The 20,128-nt window shown below is 38.8% G+C and carries 15 protein-coding genes and 4 tRNA genes; 14 read left to right on the top strand and 5 right to left on the bottom strand.

The window, feature by feature from the left end; all coding sequences use genetic code 11:
- Positions 1 to 194 precede the first annotated feature (194 nt).
- The 14 genes from AC27E9_RS07575 to AC27E9_RS07510 all read left to right on the top strand — a co-directional run bounded on the left by AC27E9_RS07575 (position 195) and on the right by AC27E9_RS07510 (position 14,656).
- Positions 195 to 271, top strand: a tRNA-Pro gene (locus AC27E9_RS07575).
- 76 nt (positions 272 to 347) lie between these two features.
- Positions 348 to 424 (top strand) — tRNA-Arg (locus AC27E9_RS07570).
- Positions 425 to 431: 7 nt separating this feature from the next.
- Positions 432 to 507, top strand: a tRNA-His gene (locus tag AC27E9_RS07565).
- Between the two features lie 28 nt (positions 508 to 535).
- Positions 536 to 612 (top strand) — tRNA-Pro (locus AC27E9_RS07560).
- A 276-nt stretch (positions 613 to 888) separates the two neighbouring features.
- Positions 889 to 2,196 carry a trigger factor gene (gene tig / locus AC27E9_RS07555; protein ID WP_487128807.1) on the top strand — a complete coding sequence of 436 codons (1,308 nt, stop codon included), beginning with the start codon at positions 889 to 891 and terminating at the stop codon, positions 2,194 to 2,196.
- An 88-nt stretch (positions 2,197 to 2,284) separates the two neighbouring features.
- Positions 2,285 to 2,923: an ATP-dependent Clp endopeptidase proteolytic subunit ClpP gene (clpP, locus tag AC27E9_RS07550; protein ID WP_487079505.1), complete on the top strand. Its 639-nt coding sequence runs from the start codon at positions 2,285 to 2,287 to the stop codon at positions 2,921 to 2,923.
- Positions 2,924 to 3,016: 93 nt separating this feature from the next.
- Entirely contained in the window at positions 3,017 to 4,294 is a 1,278-nt protein-coding gene (gene clpX / locus AC27E9_RS07545; protein ID WP_487128805.1) for an ATP-dependent protease ATP-binding subunit ClpX, read from the top strand.
- A gap of 165 nt (positions 4,295 to 4,459) precedes the next feature.
- The gene (gene lon / locus AC27E9_RS07540; RefSeq protein WP_487128803.1) at positions 4,460 to 6,808 is read left to right on the top strand and encodes an endopeptidase La; all 2,349 of its coding nucleotides are present in this window, start codon (positions 4,460 to 4,462) and stop codon (positions 6,806 to 6,808) included.
- 290 nt (positions 6,809 to 7,098) lie between these two features.
- Positions 7,099 to 7,371: a nucleoid-associated protein HU-beta gene (gene hupB, locus AC27E9_RS07535; protein ID WP_085299093.1), complete on the top strand. Its 273-nt coding sequence runs from the start codon at positions 7,099 to 7,101 to the stop codon at positions 7,369 to 7,371.
- Between the two features lie 483 nt (positions 7,372 to 7,854).
- Entirely contained in the window at positions 7,855 to 9,117 is a 1,263-nt protein-coding gene (ccmI, locus tag AC27E9_RS07530; RefSeq protein ID WP_487128801.1) for a c-type cytochrome biogenesis protein CcmI, read from the top strand.
- A gap of 149 nt (positions 9,118 to 9,266) precedes the next feature.
- On the top strand, positions 9,267 to 11,252 hold the full coding sequence (locus AC27E9_RS07525; RefSeq protein ID WP_487128799.1) for a heme lyase CcmF/NrfE family subunit: 1,986 nt from the start codon (positions 9,267 to 9,269) through the stop codon (positions 11,250 to 11,252).
- Positions 11,253 to 11,256: 4 nt separating this feature from the next.
- Positions 11,257 to 11,808, top strand: coding sequence for a DsbE family thiol:disulfide interchange protein (locus tag AC27E9_RS07520; RefSeq protein ID WP_487128797.1), 552 nt, complete (start codon positions 11,257 to 11,259; stop codon positions 11,806 to 11,808).
- A 1-nt stretch (position 11,809) separates the two neighbouring features.
- Positions 11,810 to 12,319, top strand: a complete 510-nt coding sequence (locus AC27E9_RS07515) for a cytochrome c-type biogenesis protein (RefSeq protein WP_487128795.1) — start codon at positions 11,810 to 11,812, stop codon at positions 12,317 to 12,319.
- Between the two features lie 429 nt (positions 12,320 to 12,748).
- Positions 12,749 to 14,656: a SurA N-terminal domain-containing protein gene (locus AC27E9_RS07510; RefSeq protein WP_487128793.1), complete on the top strand. Its 1,908-nt coding sequence runs from the start codon at positions 12,749 to 12,751 to the stop codon at positions 14,654 to 14,656.
- A 166-nt stretch (positions 14,657 to 14,822) separates the two neighbouring features.
- Here the strand turns inward: AC27E9_RS07510 and AC27E9_RS07505 are convergent, their stop codons facing one another.
- The 5 genes from AC27E9_RS07505 to AC27E9_RS07485 are packed head-to-tail and all read right to left on the bottom strand — an operon-like array spanning position 14,823 to position 20,123.
- The gene (locus AC27E9_RS07505; protein WP_487128791.1) at positions 14,823 to 15,608 is read right to left on the bottom strand and encodes an ATP-binding cassette domain-containing protein; all 786 of its coding nucleotides are present in this window, start codon (positions 15,606 to 15,608) and stop codon (positions 14,823 to 14,825) included.
- A complete protein-coding gene (locus AC27E9_RS07500) occupies positions 15,605 to 16,597 on the bottom strand; it encodes a peptide ABC transporter ATP-binding protein (RefSeq protein WP_487128789.1) in 993 nt (330 codons plus the stop codon). The genes AC27E9_RS07505 and AC27E9_RS07500 overlap by 4 nt, the downstream gene beginning before the upstream one ends.
- Positions 16,597 to 17,490, bottom strand: coding sequence for an ABC transporter permease subunit (locus AC27E9_RS07495; protein ID WP_487128787.1), 894 nt, complete (start codon positions 17,488 to 17,490; stop codon positions 16,597 to 16,599). The genes AC27E9_RS07500 and AC27E9_RS07495 overlap by 1 nt, the downstream gene beginning before the upstream one ends.
- Entirely contained in the window at positions 17,480 to 18,508 is a 1,029-nt protein-coding gene (locus tag AC27E9_RS07490) for an ABC transporter permease (RefSeq protein WP_487128785.1), read from the bottom strand. The genes AC27E9_RS07495 and AC27E9_RS07490 overlap by 11 nt, the downstream gene beginning before the upstream one ends.
- 1 nt (position 18,509) lies before the next feature.
- The gene (locus AC27E9_RS07485; protein WP_487128783.1) at positions 18,510 to 20,123 is read right to left on the bottom strand and encodes an ABC transporter substrate-binding protein; all 1,614 of its coding nucleotides are present in this window, start codon (positions 20,121 to 20,123) and stop codon (positions 18,510 to 18,512) included.
- Between the last annotated feature and the right edge of the window lie 5 nt (positions 20,124 to 20,128).

The raw sequence follows: 20,128 nt of genomic DNA, 5'->3' as shown, positions 1-20,128 counted from the left end.
GAAAATAGTCAAGATCACTGAATTGTGCGGAAATTAGACTAAAGGGAGTTTAATTCCTTTTAATGACTGTTATTTTAACCAAGGTGCTGTAAAAGTGAGCGAACAAACATTTATTTCAAAAAAGTGTTTGACGCGCCACGGCCAACTAGGTAATATCCGCACCCGTTGAGAACGCAAGCGTTTTTGGCAAATGTCGGTGATTAGCGCAGCTTGGTAGCGCACTTGGTTTGGGTCCAAGGGGTCGCAAGTTCGAATCTTGCATCACCGACCACTTTTTCATTCTTTTTGAATGAAAAAGGAATAAACTTTCTATATAGTTAAGTTTGTTCAGCATCTGTAGGTAATGTGCGCCCTTAGCTCAGCTGGATAGAGCAACGCCCTTCTAAGGCGTGGGTCGTAGGTTCGAATCCTACAGGGCGTGCCATACAGTGGTGGCTATAGCTCAGTTGGTAGAGCCCCGGATTGTGATTCCGGTTGTCGTGGGTTCAAGTCCCATTAGCCACCCCATTCTTTGTATGGGTAGTAAAAAGTATATCGGTGATTAGCGCAGCTTGGTAGCGCACTTGGTTTGGGTCCAAGGGGTCGCAAGTTCGAATCTTGCATCACCGACCACTTTTCTTCAAAAATTCTTTATAAATAAACTTCTTAACGTTAAAACTTTTCCTTTAATTATAATTTTTTTAAATTATTTACGTTCTATACTCGACTCTTGTTTCAACCACCGCTATAATTTCGCGTCATTATTTTAATCTGAACATCTTTATTCGGATTTTCCGAGCTTGGTTGGTAAATACTGGCAAGCTGAAAACAATACTTTTATAAAGTAATGTTGAATATATTAGATGCGTTATAAAAAGCGTGCTTACGCTAAGTTTTTGAGGTAATTAAATGCAAGTTTCAGTTGAGACTACAGAAGGTTTGGGACGTCGTATTTCGATTTCAGTTCCTGCCGAAACAGTAGATGTTGAAGTTAAAAATCGTCTTCGCCATATCGCCAAGACCCAACGTATCAATGGTTTCCGTCCAGGTAAAGTGCCACCGTCAGTTATTCAAAAGCGTTACGGTCAGTCAGTTCGTCAGGAAGTTGCTGGTGAATTAATGCAACGTAACTTTGTTGATGCGATTGTTGCTGAAAAACTAAACCCAGCAGGTCGCCCTGAATTTGTTGCAAAAAGCAATGAAGATGGCAAAGCGCTTGAGTTTGAAGCAACATTTGAAGTCTACCCTGAAGTAGCTTTAAAAGATTTAGATAAAATTGCTGTTGAACGTCCTGCTGTTGAAGTAACAGATGCCGATTTAGATGAAATGTTTGAGACGTTGCAGAACCAACACAAAACGTGGAAAGAAAACAAGCGTAAAACAAAGAAAGGCGATAAGTTAACTATCGATTTCTCTGGTCGTGTTGACGGTGAAGACTTCGAAGGTGGTAAAGCTGAAGGTTTCGAACTTGAACTTGGCTCTGGCCGCATGATCCCTGGTTTCGAAAAAGAAATCACGGGCATGAAAGTTGGTGAAGAGAAAACTATCACCGTTACTTTCCCTGAAGATTACCACGCAGAAAACCTAAAAGGTAAAGACGCTGAGTTTGATATTGTTGTTCATAAAACTGAAGGTCCAGTATTGCCAGCAGTTGATGAAGAATTCGCTAAATTATTTGGTGTAGAAGAAGGTGGTGTTGAAGCACTTCGTGAAGAAGTAGGCAAAAACATGGCACGTGAACTTAACCAAGCGGTAAAAGCTAAAGTTAAAGAGCAAGTAATTGAAGGTTTACTTAACGTAAACGAAATTGAAATTCCTGCTGCATTAGTTGCTCAAGAAGTTGAAGTTTTACGTAAGCAAGCACTACAACGTTTTGCTGGTCAAATGGACCCGAACAACTTACCTGAACTACCAGCTGAGATGTTCGAAGAGCAAGCTAGTCGTCGCGTTAAAACTGGATTACTTTTAGGTGAAGTAATTAAGATTAACGAACTAAAAGTTGACGAAGCTAAAGTAACTGAGTTAATTGAATCTGCAGCTTCTGCATATGAAGATCCAGCTGAAGTTATTGAGTACTACAAAACGAACAAAGAACTTGCACAACAAATGCAAAATGTTGCATTAGAAGAGCAAGCGGTTGAGTTGTTACTTGAAAGCGCAAAAGTTAAAGATAAAAAAGCAAGTTTCAAAGATATTATGAATCCAGAAGGTAAATAGACCTTTTAGATTGACATTCTGTTGAGCAATCGCTTAAATGGCTTATATGGGGACATATGAGCCATTTTTTTATAAAAAGGAAAGTTAGTTGTTTACTTCTCACAATAATTCTCACGATTTAACCAGTGTTACCGAAAGTGCCTTAGTGCCAATGGTTGTAGAGCAAACCGCAAAAGGCGAGCGCTCTTACGATATTTATTCTCGACTATTAAAAGAACGCGTTATTTTCCTATGTGGTCAAGTTGAAGATCATATGGCCAATTTAATTGTGGCCCAAATGTTGTTTTTGGAGTCAGAAAGCCCAGATAAAGATATTTACCTTTACATTAACTCTCCTGGTGGCTCTGTTACTGCTGGGATGGCGATATACGATACTATGAAGTTTATTAAGCCAAACGTTAGTACTGTATGTATTGGTCAAGCGGCGAGCATGGGCGCATTTTTACTATCAGGTGGTGAAAAAGGTAAGCGCTATTGTTTACCTAACGCTCGTGTAATGATTCATCAGCCACTAGGTGGCTTCCAAGGTCAGGCGTCTGACTTTGAAATTCACGCAAAAGAGATTTTGTACATTAAAGAAAAACTTAACCGTTTAATGGCAGAGCATACAGGTCAACCATTAGAGAAAGTATCTGAAGATACTGACCGTGATAACTTCTTAAGTGCAGAAAGTGCAGTTGAATATGGCTTAGTTGATGCCATATTAGAACAAAGAATCGATAAATAACGGTCTACTTTGTTATTCGCGTTGTTATTTACGCGATTTATGAAATACTAAATAGTATTAGTGTGTATAAATTTTAAATATTAGAGGTACCGTATGACCGATATGAAAACAGGTGACGGTGATGACGGTAAGTTACTGTATTGCTCATTTTGTGGTAAAAGTCAGCATGAAGTACGTAAGTTAATTGCAGGCCCTTCAGTCTTTGTTTGTGACGAATGTGTAGAACTATGCAATGACATTATTCGTGAAGAAATAAAAGAAATCGCGCCAAAGCAAGATAAAGAAAGCTTACCAACGCCAATAGAAATTCGTGAAAGTTTAGATGACTACGTTATCGGCCAAGAACATGCAAAAAAGGTTCTCGCGGTAGCGGTTTATAACCACTATAAACGTTTGCGCAATGGTGACTCTCATAATGGGGTTGAGTTAAGTAAAAGTAATATTTTGCTTATTGGCCCAACGGGTAGTGGTAAAACATTATTAGCACAAACATTGGCACGTTTATTAGATGTTCCTTTTACAATGGCTGATGCTACAACATTAACCGAAGCCGGTTATGTTGGTGAAGATGTTGAAAACATCATTCAAAAACTATTGCAAAAGTGTGATTACGACGTTGATAAAGCGCAACGTGGTATTGTTTACATTGATGAAATTGATAAGATTTCTCGAAAGTCAGATAACCCATCGATTACCCGTGATGTTTCTGGTGAAGGCGTTCAACAAGCTTTATTAAAGCTTATTGAAGGTACTATTGCCTCTGTTCCACCACAAGGTGGGCGTAAGCATCCTCAACAAGAGTTTTTACAGGTTGATACCTCTAAAATACTCTTTGTTTGTGGTGGTGCTTTTGCTGGTCTTGATAAAGTGGTTGAACAGCGCAGCCATACCGGCACTGGTATTGGTTTTGGCGCAACAGTACGTGGCAAAGATGATGAGAAGAGCTTAACAGAGCGTTTCCAAGATGTTGAGCCAGAAGATCTAGTGAAGTATGGTTTGATCCCAGAGTTCATTGGTCGTTTACCTGTTGTAGCCACATTAACTGAACTCGATGAAGCGGCACTTATTCAAATTTTGCAAGAGCCTAAAAATGCTTTAACCAAGCAATTTACTGCACTGTTTGATATGGAAAAAGTTGAGTTAGAGTTTCGAGAAGATGCCTTAACGGCAATTGCCCATAAAGCTATGGTAAGAAAAACCGGTGCTCGTGGTTTACGTTCAATTGTTGAAGGTGTATTACTTGATACTATGTATGAACTACCATCAATGGAAAATGCTGCCAAAGTAGTTGTTGATGAAACCGTTATTAAAGGTGAATCAAAGCCGATTATTATTTATGAAACGCAACAAGATAAAGCGTCTTCAGAATAAGTATTTGCAATCGTGTTAATAGAAGTGGCGTTAGTCTTTATGATTAACGTCACTTTTTTTTGTTCATCTGTTGAAAGTAAACGCAAACGCCCCATATACAAATACATATCCTAATACCAATTGGTATTTAAAATTACATCATACTATTCACCGAGAGAGTAACCAATGACTAAAGAGTTATCTGGCGTAGTTGAAATTCCCGTATTAGCCTTACGTGATGTTGTTGTCTATCCGCAAATGGTCATTCCATTATTTGTTGGCCGCGAAAAGTCGATTCGCTGTTTAGATATTGCCAATGAAAATGACAAACAAATATTTTTAGTCGCACAAAAAGATGCTTCTGTTGATGATCCATCACAAGATGATTTGTATCAAACAGGAACTGTTGCCACTATTTTGCAAATGCTGAAGCTACCTGACGGTACAGTAAAAGTGCTAGTTGAAGGTGCTCGCCGGGCCAGCATTAGTGAGTTTATTGAAACCCAGGAGTATTTCACCGCCAACGTTAGCTATTTAAATGCTGAAGGCGCACCAGACGATAGTACTGAAGTGTTAATTCGTTCGGCAATTTCTCAATTTGAAGGATACGTTAAGCTCAATAAGAAGATCCCACCTGAAGTATTAACTTCGATTTCTGGGATTGATGATGCTGAGCAATTAGCTGACACTATGGCTGCACATATGCCATTGAAACTAGTTGATAAACAGAAAGTACTAGAAATTACTAATGTTTCAGAGCGCCTTGAATATTTAATGGCGTTGATGGAAGGTGAAATAGATTTATTGCAAGTTGAGAAAAAAATTCGCACCCGCGTTAAAAAGCAAATGGAAAAAAGCCAACGTGAGTACTATTTGAATGAGCAAATGAAAGCGATTCAAAAAGAACTAGGGGACGATGAAGAAGGCGCGAACGAAGCAGAGCAAATTGAAAAGCAAATTGATGAAGCGCAAATGCCGGCTGAGGCAAAAGAAAAAACCTTAACCGAACTGAAAAAACTGAAAATGATGTCGCCAATGTCAGCAGAAGCGACTGTTGTGCGTAGCTATATTGATTGGATGTTAAGTGTTCCTTGGAAAAAACGCAGCAAATTAAAGCGTAATTTAAGTCTTGCTCAAGACGTACTTGATAAAGATCACTATGGTTTAGATAAAGTTAAAGAACGTATTTTAGAATACTTGGCCGTTCAACAACGTGTCAGTCAGTTAAAAGGGCCAATTTTATGTCTAGTTGGGCCTCCAGGTGTTGGTAAAACCTCACTTGGGCAATCGATTGCTAAATCAACGGGTCGTAAATATGTTCGTATGGCCTTAGGTGGCGTACGTGACGAAGCTGAGATTCGTGGTCATCGAAGAACTTATATTGGTTCATTGCCAGGCAAGCTAATTCAAAAAATTGCCAAGGTAGGGGTTAAGAACCCACTATTTTTACTCGATGAAATAGACAAAATGGCATCTGACATGCGTGGTGACCCTGCGTCAGCATTATTAGAGGTGTTAGATCCAGAGCAGAACAGTAGTTTTAATGATCATTACTTAGAAGTTGATTATGACCTATCTGACGTTATGTTTGTTGCTACATCAAACAGTATGGATATTCCAGGCCCATTACTAGACAGAATGGAAGTTATTCGTTTATCTGGCTATACAGAAGATGAAAAACTCAACATAGCTAAAAACCATTTAGTTGCTAAACAAATTGAGCGAAATGGTTTAAAAAGCAAAGAAATTGTTATTGAGGATAGTGCCATAATTGGCATTATTCGCTACTACACGCGTGAAGCGGGTGTTCGAGCCCTTGAGCGAGAAATATCAAAATTGTGTCGTAAAGCCGTAAAATCAATTTTACTTGATAAAGCGTTGAAGCAAGTAACCATTAACCAAGAAAATTTGTCAGAATTTCTTGGTGTGCAACGTTTTGATTATGGTAAAGCAGACGATGAAAATCGTGTTGGCTTAGTAACAGGCCTAGCATGGACACAAGTGGGTGGTGAATTATTAACTATTGAAACTGCTTCAGTACCAGGTAAAGGTAAGTTGAGTTATACCGGCTCGCTAGGTGATGTGATGCAAGAGTCTATTCAAGCAGCAATGACAGTTGTTCGAAGCCGCACTGAGAAGTTACGTATTAATGAAAACTTCCATGAAAAGCGTGATATTCATGTGCATGTACCAGAAGGTGCGACACCAAAAGATGGTCCAAGCGCCGGTATTGGTATGGCGACGGCATTGGTATCGAGTTTAACGGGAAATCCGGTTAAAGCGGATGTTGCCATGACTGGAGAAATTACCTTACGTGGTGAAGTGCTTGCTATCGGCGGTCTAAAAGAAAAACTATTGGCGGCTCATCGAGGTGGCATAAAAACAGTGGTTATTCCAAAAGACAATGAACGCGATCTGAAAGAAATTCCGGACAATGTTAAAGCTGATTTAGCTATTCATCCGGTAAAATGGATTGATGACGTTCTTAAAATCGCTTTAGAACATCCAGTTGAAAAATGGCAATTAGATGGCTAAATGAGTGAGAAAAGGTCATTTTTTACCTAAAAGTTGAAAAAAATAGCGAAAAAATTGAAAAAAATGCAATTAACGCTTTTCAAACGCTGAAACTATGGTAAGTTAATGACGCTGATAACGCTAGAGCCCCTATTAATAAGGGGTCTAGTAGAGATAAAAATAATTATCATATTTTTAGTTTTCTTTAACTCAGTGCTTGATGTTCAAAAAGAAGCTTGATATAAAAGTTTCTGCAGGACGCTAAAAACAAAAGATAGCGCTGAATAATAACAATTGAAGGGGAATACACTGTGAATAAATCTCAATTAATCGAGAAAATTGCTGCGGGTGCTGACATTTCTAAAGCTGCGGCTGGTCGTGCATTAGATTCATTTATCGAAGCAGTTACTGAAGAATTAAAAGGTGGCGAGCAAGTAGCATTAGTTGGTTTTGGTACTTTCTCAGTACGCGACCGTGCAGCACGCACTGGCCGTAACCCACAAACTGGTGCAACGATTGAAATCGCAGCAGCTAAAATCCCATCTTTCAAAGCTGGTAAAGCACTTAAAGATGCATGTAACTAATCACTAGCTATTCGCTAATGATTATGAATTAAGCCGCTTTATAGCGGCTTAATTGTTTTTAGCGCTTTAATAATTCAAACGCTAGCCGTTAAAAATAATAATGTCTAAACCTTCCTACTATTCAATTGATTAGTTGAATAATCATCAAACAATTGTGATATTCATCAATTTTTCTAATTTTGACCTTGGTCAACCTTTCCTTCAAAGCTAACCAACTTACGTTAGCGACAGCAGATTTTAATGCTATATTAGCTGCTCATTATATCGCTGACGCAGTTACACCGTGAAGTTAGTCATAGCGAAAAAGTGAGTATGTTACTTGTTTAAATAGATTTTATTACAATGTATAACTAGGAAAAGTATGACAGAGTTGTTAACCTTGCTGCGCGCGAGAAAGCAACAAATACTAGGCTTAGTTATTCGGCTATGTATCGGCGTTGTTGAAACGTTTTACTTGATAATCGTAGGTATAAATTAATTAATATGACTATATTCTGGCTAGCAGTACTGTTTTTAATAGTAATTGCATTACTTATTGTTTGGCGAATATTTGCTACTCCTAAAAACGCTATTGGTGCCAACAACACTAATATTCGTCAGGAAACCAATGTTACTCTTTATCATGAACATTTAGCTCAGCTAGATAATGACTTGGCAGAAGGAAGCATAGAAGAAGATAGCTACACACAACTTAAGGCCGAATTAGACAAAACGCTGATACAAGACGTTAACCCTAATGAAGTCGAAACCACTGCGCAGCAGCAAAGATCACTAGTATGGCCGGCTGCAATAGGACTAGCAATTGTTAGTTTTAGTTTTTACGCTTATTTGACCTTAGGTGCTTACGACGAGATAAGTAGTCCTGTTGTCTCGCAAGATAGCCCTCACGGTGAAATTCCCCCTGAACAAATGCTAGCAATGCAGTTAAAGCAATTAAAGAAAGAAGTTGAAAGCGATCCAAATAATTCCCAAGCGTGGTTTAGTTTAGGTCAGGCTTATATTTCAGCGAGTGAATTTGATAAAGCAATTGCTGCATTCGATACCGTAATAGAACAAGTTGGCGAACATGCTGAGTTACTCGGTCCGAAAGCTCAAGCAATGTACTATAAAAACGAACAACGAATTGATACGAATATTCAACGGATTATTGATAAAGCATTAGCGCTTGACTCGCTTGATGCCTCAACCAATATTTTACTAGGTATGGATAGTTTTAGTAATCGAGATTTTGCTAATGCTGTTAAATATTGGGAAAAAGTATTGAATAGCGGTCGTCCAGGTATTAGCGTACAAGCACTTAGCAGCGCCGTTGAAGAAGCTAAAAACCAGTTAAGAATGAGTAGCGAAATGGCTGGTAGTGGTGATTCAAATGAAATGCTAGCTTCGGGTCCACAGCTTTTTGTTGACGTGTCTCTATCAAGTGAAGTTCAAGCCGAGTTAATGAGCAGTGAAGATAAAACTGTTTTCATTTATGCGATTGCTGCAAATGGCCCGCGCATACCTTTAGCAGCGGTGAAAATAAAAGCCAGCGATTTACCAACCACGATTGTATTAAACGACGCACAAGCGATGACACCGCAAATGAAGCTTAGCAGTGTTGAGAGAGTGAACCTATATGCAGTGGTTTCTATGCAAGGCAGTGTTGGTATCAAAGCAGGCGATTACAAGGCTGAGTTACTTGATATAACAACAGTGCAAGAAGAAGCGGTAAAAATGGAAATTTCGCAAATAGTACCTCAAGGATAGTTTGACACCCTAAGTCAGCAAATTTGATTTATCTAACATTTGCCGATGGTATTTACTTATAGAATATTTGATTTGGAACTAGTTGTCGTTAAGCAAAATCAGCTAAACTTAGCGCCATAATGTTTTAACATTGATTTACAGGAATTATCATGATCCCAGAGCTCGGTCATTTCGCCCTCATTATCGGATTAGCTTTTGCGTTATGTTTAAGCATCGTACCGTTAATCGGTGTTGCACAAAATAATCAACAACTGATAAACAGTGCCAAACCACTAAGTTTTGGCTTATTTCTATTTTTAACCATTAGTATTTGTTTACTAGCATACAGTTTCACTGCTGATGATTTCTCTGTTAAATATATTGCTAATCATTCTAATAGCTTATTACCGTATTATTATAAAATTAGTGCGGTGTGGGGTGGCCATGAAGGCTCAATGTTATTTTGGATATTTGCCTTAACAGGTTGGACATTTGCGGTTGGTATCTTTAGCATACAGTTAGAGCGTGAGTTTGTAGCGCGAGTTTTGGCCGTTATGGGCATGATAGCTGTTGGTTTTATTTTATTTACCTTATTAACTTCTAATCCTTTTGAGCGATTATTACCTAACTTTCCGATGGAAGGGCGAGATTTAAATCCGTTATTACAAGATATTGGTCTTATTATCCATCCGCCAATGCTTTACATGGGCTATGTTGGCTTTTCAGTGGCTTTTGCCTTTGCTATTGCGGCGTTAATGAGCGGTAAGATGGATGCAGCATGGGCGCGTTGGTCACGTCCTTGGACTGTTGCAGCTTGGTCGTTCTTATCTGTTGGTATCGCACTAGGTAGCTGGTGGGCATATTATGAACTTGGCTGGGGTGGCTGGTGGTTTTGGGATCCAGTAGAAAATGTTTCATTCATGCCTTGGCTTGCTGGTACGGCACTAATTCATGCTTTAGCGGTTACAGAACAACGAAATACCTTTAAGCATTGGACATTATTGTTAGCAATATTTACTTTTTCATTGAACTTACTTGGGGCGTTTTTAGTTCGCTCAGGCGTTATTACTTCAGTGCATTCATTTGCTGTTGACCCTGATCGCGGAATTTATTTACTTATTTTACTCGCGCTTGGTATTGGTGGCTCACTCACACTTTATGCACTAAGAGCAACGAATGTAAGTAGCCCAAGTCGTTTTACTATGTACTCTCGTGAAAATACTATTTTAATTGCTATGTCTATTCTTGTTACAGCAACTGTAACGATATTATTGGGGACATTATACCCACTTATTATTGATGCAATGGGCATGGGTAAAATATCTGTTGGTGCACCGTATTTTAATGCGGTATTCATTCCAATGATGATAGCGCTGTTTATCTTTATGGGTATTGGCCCGCTTATTCGCTGGAAAAAAGCCCGCAAAGGTGAGTTATCGAAACATTTGAATTTAATTTCAGTGTTTAGTGTTGTGTTTGGTATTGCTTGGCCGTTTATTTTTGGCGGCGAATTTAACTTTATGGTATTTGTTGGCATGACCTTAGGTTGTTGGATTGTGCTAGCCGTATTAAAAGATGTGTTTAATAATGCTAAGCAAACTGACGGTAGTTGGAAGTTTTCTGCAGTGCCACTAAACCATATCGGTATGGCAGTAGCACATGCAGGTATCGCGGTAACAGTGATTGGCGTTACTATGGTTTCGAGCTATGAAAAAGAAGTAAATGTTAAAATGTCGCCGGGTGAAACGGTCGATTTATCAGGCTATACCATTGAGTTTGCCGGAACTAAAAATGTTGTAGGGCCTAACTACAGTGCTATTCAAGGGCAAATAAAAGTATCACTTGATGGTGAGTACGTCACTTTATTGAATCCAGAACAACGTACTTATACCGTACAAACTATGGGCATGACTGAAGCTGGTATTCATACCACGTTAATGCGTGACATTTATGTTGCTTTGGGTGATCCTCTAGGACAAAATTCTTGGTCGATGCGCTTGTACTATAAACCTTTTATTGTTTGGATTTGGTTAGGCGGCTTCTTTATGGCGCTAGGTGGATTTTTAGCAATATTAAGTAAACGATATCGAAAACGCGTGCTTGCGACTGAGCAAAAACGTAAACAAGTTAACCCTGCGGTTTTACAAGAGGCATAAATTAGTGAAAAGTATTATTCGTTTTATTCCATTAATTTTATTTGTGTTACTGGGTATATTGTTATATCGCGGTTTATTTTTAAACCCACAAGCTATGCCGTCTGCGATGATTGGTAAACCACTGCCTGAGTTTTCAATGCCGATGTTAAAGGCAACAGAAAAACAAGTCAGCCGTGATGACTTAAAAGGAGACATTGTTTTACTTAATGTTTGGGCAACTTGGTGTATTCAGTGTAAATACGAACACCCGTATTTGCTGAATATTTCTCGCAACCCTAGAGTGAAATTATACGGGCTTAATTTTACCGACGAACATAGCATGGCAATTAAGTGGTTAAAACAATATGAAGACCCTTATGTATTTTCCATTTTTGATGAACAAGGTGCTTTAGGTTTAGATATAGGTGTGTTTGGCGCACCAGAGACATTTGTGATTGATCACACAGGTATCATACGCAAACGCTTTGCCGGACCAATCAATGACATGGTATGGAAAAAAGAATTCCTGCCGTTAATTGAAACTATTGAAGCAGAAATGGCGCAAGGAGCCTCGTAATATGCAATTAAGCGTGAATAAACAAATAATTGGTTGGTCTACATTATTTCAGCTCGTTGTTAGTGGTGTTTTATTGAGTGTTTTGTGGATAGGAAGCGCAAATGCCGGCCCTGTTGAAACTTTTCAATTTAAAGATGAAGCCACAAAGTTACGCTTTCAAATATTGTCTAAAGAGTTACGCTGTCCTAAGTGTCAAAATCAAAACCTTGCTGATTCCAATTCAAAAATTGCCGTTGATTTGAGAAAAAATCTGTACAGCCTGTTGCAAGAAGGTAAAAGCGATCAAGAAATTATCGACTTTATGGTTTATCGTTACGGCGACTTTGTTTTATATCGTCCACAGCTGAAAAAGCAAACTTATATTCTTTGGTTTGGTCCTGTCGTCATTATTTTAGGTTTCGTTTTAGGTTTAATCTTTGTCCTGCGAAAGCGCAGTAAAGGTAAAGCCAATGAAGATAACTTATCGTCTGAAGAGCAAGCGAATTTGGATGACATCTTAAACAAAAAGTAATTCCTTGATGTTGAATTAACAACAAGGTTTAGTTCAATAATAATACGAAAAGAGTAAGCCGTAGTTAATGGCTTACTCTTTTTTTTAGTTAAAATAGTGCGATAAAATACTAGCTTAAGCTTGTTGTTCGCGTCATTGTTTTCCTTCACTTGTCTGTTTAGTTCAACTTAAGCTTTGCTGCTTATTTAACCGTTATATCATCGCTGCCGTAAAAGAGTTTCATTTTGATTATTATTGGGCTAACATGCCCGTTCAAATTGCGATTTTAAAAGCTGTAATTTACTGCGATAGCCAATTAAAATTCGAGATATAAGCTTATCTTCGGGGTCTTAACAAAGCTAAAGTTAATTACATTATAAAATAGCAGTACTTAAATACTGCAAATAAAGTCGCTCGGAAAGTACAACTCCCTCGTGTAAAGAGATAAAGATGTTAGAAGATATTCGAGAAAGCTCTCAAGGATTAACCGCTAAGATTATTCTTGGTTTTATTATTTTAACTTTCGCTGTGGCAGGTATTGGTAGTTACACCAATTCTGTTGATACATCAGTCGCTGATGTTAATGGTGAAAAAATTTCGCAAGATGAATTTAATAAAGCCTATCAAGCGCAGCGTAACCGCATGGCACAACAATTCGGTGATATGTTTGAAACGCTATCGGCTGACCCAAGTTACATGAGTAATTTCCGTCAAGGTGTGTTAGATAATTTAATCAATCAAAAGCTTGTTGATCAAAACTCAGAGTCACTTGCGATTCGTGTTGCTGATGAGCGAATTAAAGATACCATTCGTAACATGCAAGAATTTCAAGTAGACGGTGTTTTTGATAACAACCGCTATTTAGCGATGATTAACCAAGCGGGCTTTTATCAGTCGTCAGATTTTCGTGATTACTTACGTGTTGAAATGACTCGTCGTCAATTAACACAAGCGTTGGTGGCAAGTGAATTTAGTCTGCCATACCAAGAAGAGCTTTATACTGCGTTACAAAATCAACAACGTGATATCCGATTCGCGACAATTAACGCTGAACAGTTTAAAGCTGACATTGCTTTAACTGACGAAGAAGTTAATGACTATTACCTTGCAAATCAATCTCGCTTTGAAAATCAAGAAAAAGTGAAGGTTAACTACATTACTCTTGATGTTAGTGATATTGCGGCGACTGTTGACTTAACTGATGCTGATGTTGAAGCGTATTATCAAGATAACATTAGCCGTTACCGTGAAGATGAACAACGCCGTGTTGCTCATATTTTAGTTGAATTTGGTGAAGACGAAGCGCAAGCAAAAGCAACTGCTGAAGCATTGTTAGCAAAAGTAAATGCTGGCGAAGACTTTGCTACTCTTGCACAAGAGAACTCTGCTGATACTTTTAGTGGCGAAAACGGTGGTGATTTAGACTGGATTGAACCAGGCGTAATGGATGAAGCGTTTGATACAGCCGCGTTTGCCTTAACTGATGTTGGCAGTGTTAGTGACGTTGTTAAAACTGAGTTTGGTTTCCACATTATTAAGCTAACCGACTATAAAGCAGAAAAAGTAGAAAGCTTAAGTGAAGTGCGTGATGCACTAGTAGCACAAGCAAAGAGCGAAAAAGCACAAGATAAATTTTTTGAACTACAGCAAGAAGTGGCTCGTTTAAGTTTCGAATTCCCAGACAGTTTGGAAGATGCTGCTGGTGCGATTAATGCGACAGTTAAAACCTCTGACTGGTTAACTCGTGGTGTCAATGCTGAACCTTTTAATAGCAACAAAGTTATTGAAGCAGCATTTTCAGATATCGTTCTAAATGATCAACTGAACTCAGATATTATTGAAGTGACTGATAATTTAGCGATTGTTGTTCGTTTAAATGAATACCAAGAAGCTAACGTAAAGCCATTAGCAGAAGTTTCAGAGCAAATTAAGGAAATTTTAGTTGCACAAAAAGCGTCTGAGAAAGCACAAACGGTTGCAGATGAATTACTTGTAGCCTTTCAATCAGGTGATGATATTACTGAGCAGTTAGCCGCAATGGGCGCTACTATGGAAGTAAAAGCGGATGTAACTCGTGTTGGTAGTGGTTTAGATGCAAGTTTAGCTCGTGAAGCTTTCAAGTTACCACGTCCAAGCGAAGGAGTTGTATCTGCGGCAACGGTAAGTTTAAGTAACGGTGATTTAGCTGTATTGGAAGTACAAGCGGTTAATGTTGGTGAAGCTAATACATCACCAAACTTATCACAACAACTTAGTCAGCAATCTGCACAAGCGGCTTACTTAAGCTATATCGAGTCATTGAAGAAAGATGCAGAAATTGTACGTCGTGAAGTTGTTGCACCAGCAACGCAGTACTAAGTTTTAGTATTTACTAAAAGCATTTAGTGAGTAAAAAAAACCAGCTTAATTGCTGGTTTTTTGTTTTTAATCGGTGTGTATTTTAAATAAAGCTTTTCTCGAATAGTAGGAAATTGATATGGATGTTGCTTTGTTTGTTTCTTGTCTGTAACTCTTCAAAATTATACTAGCGGTGCAATAGTTGAAAGTGCTGACTCATAATCAACTTTTTAGTGTATTTATGTTTAGGTCGCTGCAAAATCTCTAGAGTTTTCCCTGCTTCTAAAACTTCTCCTTTACATAAGACAATCATGTCGTCACTAAAGTGCCTGACAATGCCCAGATTGTGAGAAATCAATATAAAAGCAAGACCCATTTGCTGCTGTAAATCTAATAGCAAATTAATCATCTGAGAGCGTAAGGAAGGATCTAGCGATGCTAACGCTTCATCTAAAATAATCACTTGTGGTTTTAGAATTATGGCACGTGCTAAAGAAATACGCTGTTTTTGACCGCCCGAAAACATATGAGGATAAAAGCTCATGTGTTCAGCCAACAAACCAACCTTTTGTAAGGTTTCCCTGATCAATTGATTACGTTCGATATCTGAAAGGTTGGTGTTTAGTTGCAGAGGTTCATTGAGTAACTGTTCTATAGTTAAACTTGGATTGAGTGTTGTACCTGAATCTTGAAATATCATACGTACATGTTGGCAGCGTTGCTTAAAATTACCAGCTTCAAGTGTCTGACCATTTAAGCGGATATGCCCTGTGGTTGGTAATTCGGCACCCACGAGCAATTTCGCTAAAGTTGACTTTCCAGAGCCAGTTTCACCCACGACCGCTAAGGTTTTATGTGCCTTAATATCGAATGATAATGGTTCGAGGGCAGCGACTGATTTACGGTTGAGCCAGTAGTTTTTATCTTTGTAGCTTTTACTCAGATTAACGACTTGTAATAGAACACTACTCACGAGTAACTATCCTTTAATGGGAAATGACAACTGACTTGTTGACCATGAAAATTTTTAATTTTAGGAGCCTTCACACACATTTGCTGTGCACGTGGGCATCTTGGCCCTAGTCGGCAGCCTATAGGTAAATGCTGTAAAATAGGAATACTACCCGGTAGGGTCATTAATCGAGATTTACTTGGAATTTGCATATTTGCTTTGGGGCTACTATCAACTAATGCACGAGTATAAGGGTGGTATGGCTGATTAAATATTTGTTCGGTTGTGCCCGCTTCAACAAATTGACCGCTATACATAACAGTTATGGCATTCGTCCAATGCGTAACATTTTCTAAATCATGGCTAATTAATAAAATAGACATATTTTTTAGTTGATTTAGGCTGGCCAGTAATCTAAATATTTGACCTTGATTGGTACTCTCCATCGCTGCGGTTGGTTCGTCGGCAATAAGTAGAATAGGTCGGCGAGCTAAAGCCATTGCAATCATCACACGTTGACATAATGCATCGGTTAATTGGTGCGGAAAGCTACGCACGCAAATTTCATGTTTTTTTATTCCAACTTTATGTAGTAATCGAATTGCTGCCTGTCGCCGTTGTTGTTTCTTTTGCCAAAAAAAGCCGCTCAGTTGTTCGGCGTCAACGGCTTCTTCAAGTTGTTCGCCAATGGTTGTTGATGGGTCTAAACAGGCCATAGGCTCTTGAAATATCATAGCAACATCTTTTGAAATTATTGCTTTACGTTCTTCAATAGATAGGCGCATAAGGTCTTGGCCACGCCAATGAAACCTATCGGCGTCGACTTTCCATTTATCGTCTAATACACCCACAATGGCTTGCGCTAATAGCGACTTACCAGAGCCCGACTCACCTACTAAACCGCGAACCTCACCTTCTTTCATCGTTAGGTTCACGCGGTCAACCGCCAGTATTGGTTTGGTTGTGGTTAATAGTTCAATTGAAAGGTTGCGGATATCAATTAAATTCATTAGTTTTCCTTTCGCACCTTCAGGGCATGGCGCATGCCTTCACCGACTAAATTAGTTGCAATAACTGAAAATAAAATGGCTAAACCCGGTAAATAAACAGTCCATGGCGCAATATAAAATAAATCAATACCATTGGCTAACATAGCCCCCCATTCAGGCATTGGAATAGGGGCCCCAAGGCCTAGAAATCCTAAAGCGGCGATATCAAGTATTGCTGCGGACTGGGCAAGGGTTGCTTGGCTTATGAGCTTTTCTACAATATTGGGAAAGACAGAGTAACGCAAAATTCTAAAAGAGCTCGCCCCGTCAAGTCGAGAGGCTAGTACATAATCTTTACTAAACTCTTCTTTTACCGCATTACGAGTAATATGAACAAACTGTGGGATCAATACCATAATAATTGCCCATAAGGTGTTCTCTAAGCCAGGACCTAGAATGGCTACGATAACAATGGCAAGGAGTAGTGAAGGAATTGATAATATAACGTCAAGAAAATGGTTTAGTACACTGGATTTGACGCCTTTAGTTAGTGCAGAAATAGAACCAATAACTACACCAAAGATCAAAGACACCATAACAACAATAATACTAAGCCCAAAAGTCAGCGATGTGCCATGAATAAGGCGGGATAGCATATCTCGGCCTAAATTATCTGTGCCCAATAAAAAGCTAACATCACCTTTTGCATCCCATGCTGGCGGCAATAGTAAATGGTCTAGATGATTTTCTATTGGCGAATATGGCGTGAGTAAGCTTGATAATATCGCTAGAGCAATTAAAAATAAAAAGCAGCCAAAACCAATCATTACCACTGGCGGCTCTTTAAAGTTATGCCACAGCTGCATTAATGGCGTTGGGAATTCCTCTTCTTGGTATATTTTATCACGCGCCATGATGAGGCTCCCGAGCTAAAGGGTTAAGTGCAGCGTAGACAAAGTCGATGACAATATGGACGATGAAAATAAAAGTTGAAAGCACAATTAGCCCACCCTGTATGGCGGTGTAATCACGCTGATAAATACTTTCGATTAGCCAGCGCCCGATGCCTGGCCAGCTAAAGATAACTTCAGTTACCATAGCTATAGTAACTAAGTTGGCAAACTGTAGCCCAACGTCACGAATAACTTTTATTACCGCATTACGCATGGCATGTCGGTAAATAATTTGCCAAAAGGTTAACCCTTTCGCTTTTGCCGCCTTAATATAGTGCGTTTCCAACACTTCTAACATTGCAGTACGTGCTAAGCGCATAAAAATAGTGGCAGGAGCTAACGCTACTACAATTACTGGCAATATTAAGTGTCGAGTGGCGTCGATAAACGCTTGCCATTTATAGGGGCTATCGCTTAGTAAGATATCGATTAGCTGTAATCCGGTGACGTGGTCAATTTCAAATAGTAGACTGATTTGCCCAGCAGAAGGTAACCAACCTAGTTGAATGGAGAAAACCAATATCGCCAATATGCCTAGCCAAAATACAGGTATAGAATAGCCCAACATGGCGATGGCAAGAATTGTATTGTCAGCGACTTTACGGTGGTAAATGGCGGCGATGAATCCTATAGGAATACCAATAAACATTGCCACAATAAGTGCAACACACGTCAATTCAATGGTTGCTGGTAATCGATTAAGAATTTCGGTTGCAACCGGCAAATGACTCGTCATGGAGTAGCCCATATCACCATGAAATAAATGACTGATATAGCTAAAGTACTGGCTTAATAAGTTAGATTGCTGCTGATACTCCTGAGCTAAGCTTGCCAGTTGCTCTGGTGTAGCATTTATCTGGCCGGTTAAATTGACTAACTGTTCACCAGGAAATAAAAAGCTCAAACTAAAAGATAATATTGTTAGAAGCAACATAGTGAAAAAGAATAAATTAAAGCGGCGTAAGGTAAAAATAAGCATATTAATTTTTGGTTACCCCATTAAAATCAATACCGCCAATTGAGCGTAACAAAGTGCCATTTACCGTATTTGCCCTAGCTTGATATCTTTTTGAATGTGCTATAGGTACTAAAGGAACTGCATCATTAATCAGTTTTAGCGCTTTAGAGTATAGTGCCTTACGTTTATTAATATTATCGGTTTGTAACGCACTTTGAATGAGCTGGTCAAATTCCTGATCACACCAAAAAGTTCTATTACTGCCCGTTACTGCTGAAGTACAACTTAGCAAAGTTGAGAAGAAGTTATCTGGGTCAGGGTGATCGGCTGACCAACCAAGTAATACGCTTTGATGTTCTCCCTCTGATATTTTTCGTAAAAATGTTGACCATTCATAGTCGGACACTATATCAACTTTCACGCCTATTTTTTTTAAGTCCGCTTGGATCAGCTTAGCCATTGTTATTGCATCTGGGTTGTATGCGCGCTGTACCGGCATTGCCCATAAATCCATGGTGAAGCCATCACTGTAACCAGCCTGTGCTAATAAATTTTGTGCTTTTGATATTGAATATTCTTGGCTTTCAATACTATCATCATATGCCCATGAAGAGTTTGGAATAAGACCATTGGCTATATCTGCTTGCCCAGTGTAAACCGTCTCTAAAATAGCTTGCTTGTTAATAGCGTACGATAAAGCTTTTCTAACTAATGGGTCATTGAATGGTACTTTTCTTGTATTAAAACCTATGTACCCAACATTAAAAGAAGTCACTGACTCTAAAGTTAATTCAGGGTGTTGTGCTATTTTTTCATGGGCAATAGGGTAAGCAATAACGTCACACTCTCCGGCGAGTAATTTAGTTAACCGACCTGTATCGCGCGGTGTAATATCAAATACGAGTTGTTGTAATTCTGAAGGTTGACGCCAAAATGTTGAGTGAGGTTCATAGCGAATAAATGCGCCTGAACTATATTGCTTGAATTTAAACGGGCCGGTGCCAATAGGTAGAGTATCTATTTCCTGCATAGCATTAAGTTCAATTAACTGTTCAGCATACTCTTTTGAAAGAATGACGGCAGAATTGCCACCTATATTGGCAAGAAAAGAGCTGTCAGGGTAACTTAGCCTAAACCGTACAGTATGATCATTTATCTTTTCAATACTCTCAATTAAATCAGCAAGTTGTGCATTTTGAAAAAATGGGTACTTGCCACCCGATATCAAATGATATTCATGATTTGGGTCAAGCATACGCTGAAAGCTAAACAGTACGTCATCGGCATTTAATGTTCGCGTTGGAATGAAATAGGCCGTTTCATGAAAATGAATATCTTTTCTTAAATAAAAAGTGACCATTTTACCGTCACGGGTAACATGCCACGACTTAGCTATCGCAGGAATAATAGAGTTATCAGTTGGATTAAATTCGATTAAACGATTGTACAATTGGTTTGACGTTGCATCTATTGTTGTACCCGAGGTAACCAGTTGCGGGTTAAAACTTTCAGGAGTACCTTCGCTACAATAAATAATACTTTTCTCACTTAAAGAAAGTGCCTCATTTGAATCGCAACCTAATAACGATGTTAATGTCATGAGTGTTAGAATGAAGGTGAATTTAGAATTTTTCATAACTA

This window comes from Colwellia meonggei, assembly GCF_057537295.1.
This window is presented reverse-complemented; position numbering and strand designations above follow the sequence as displayed.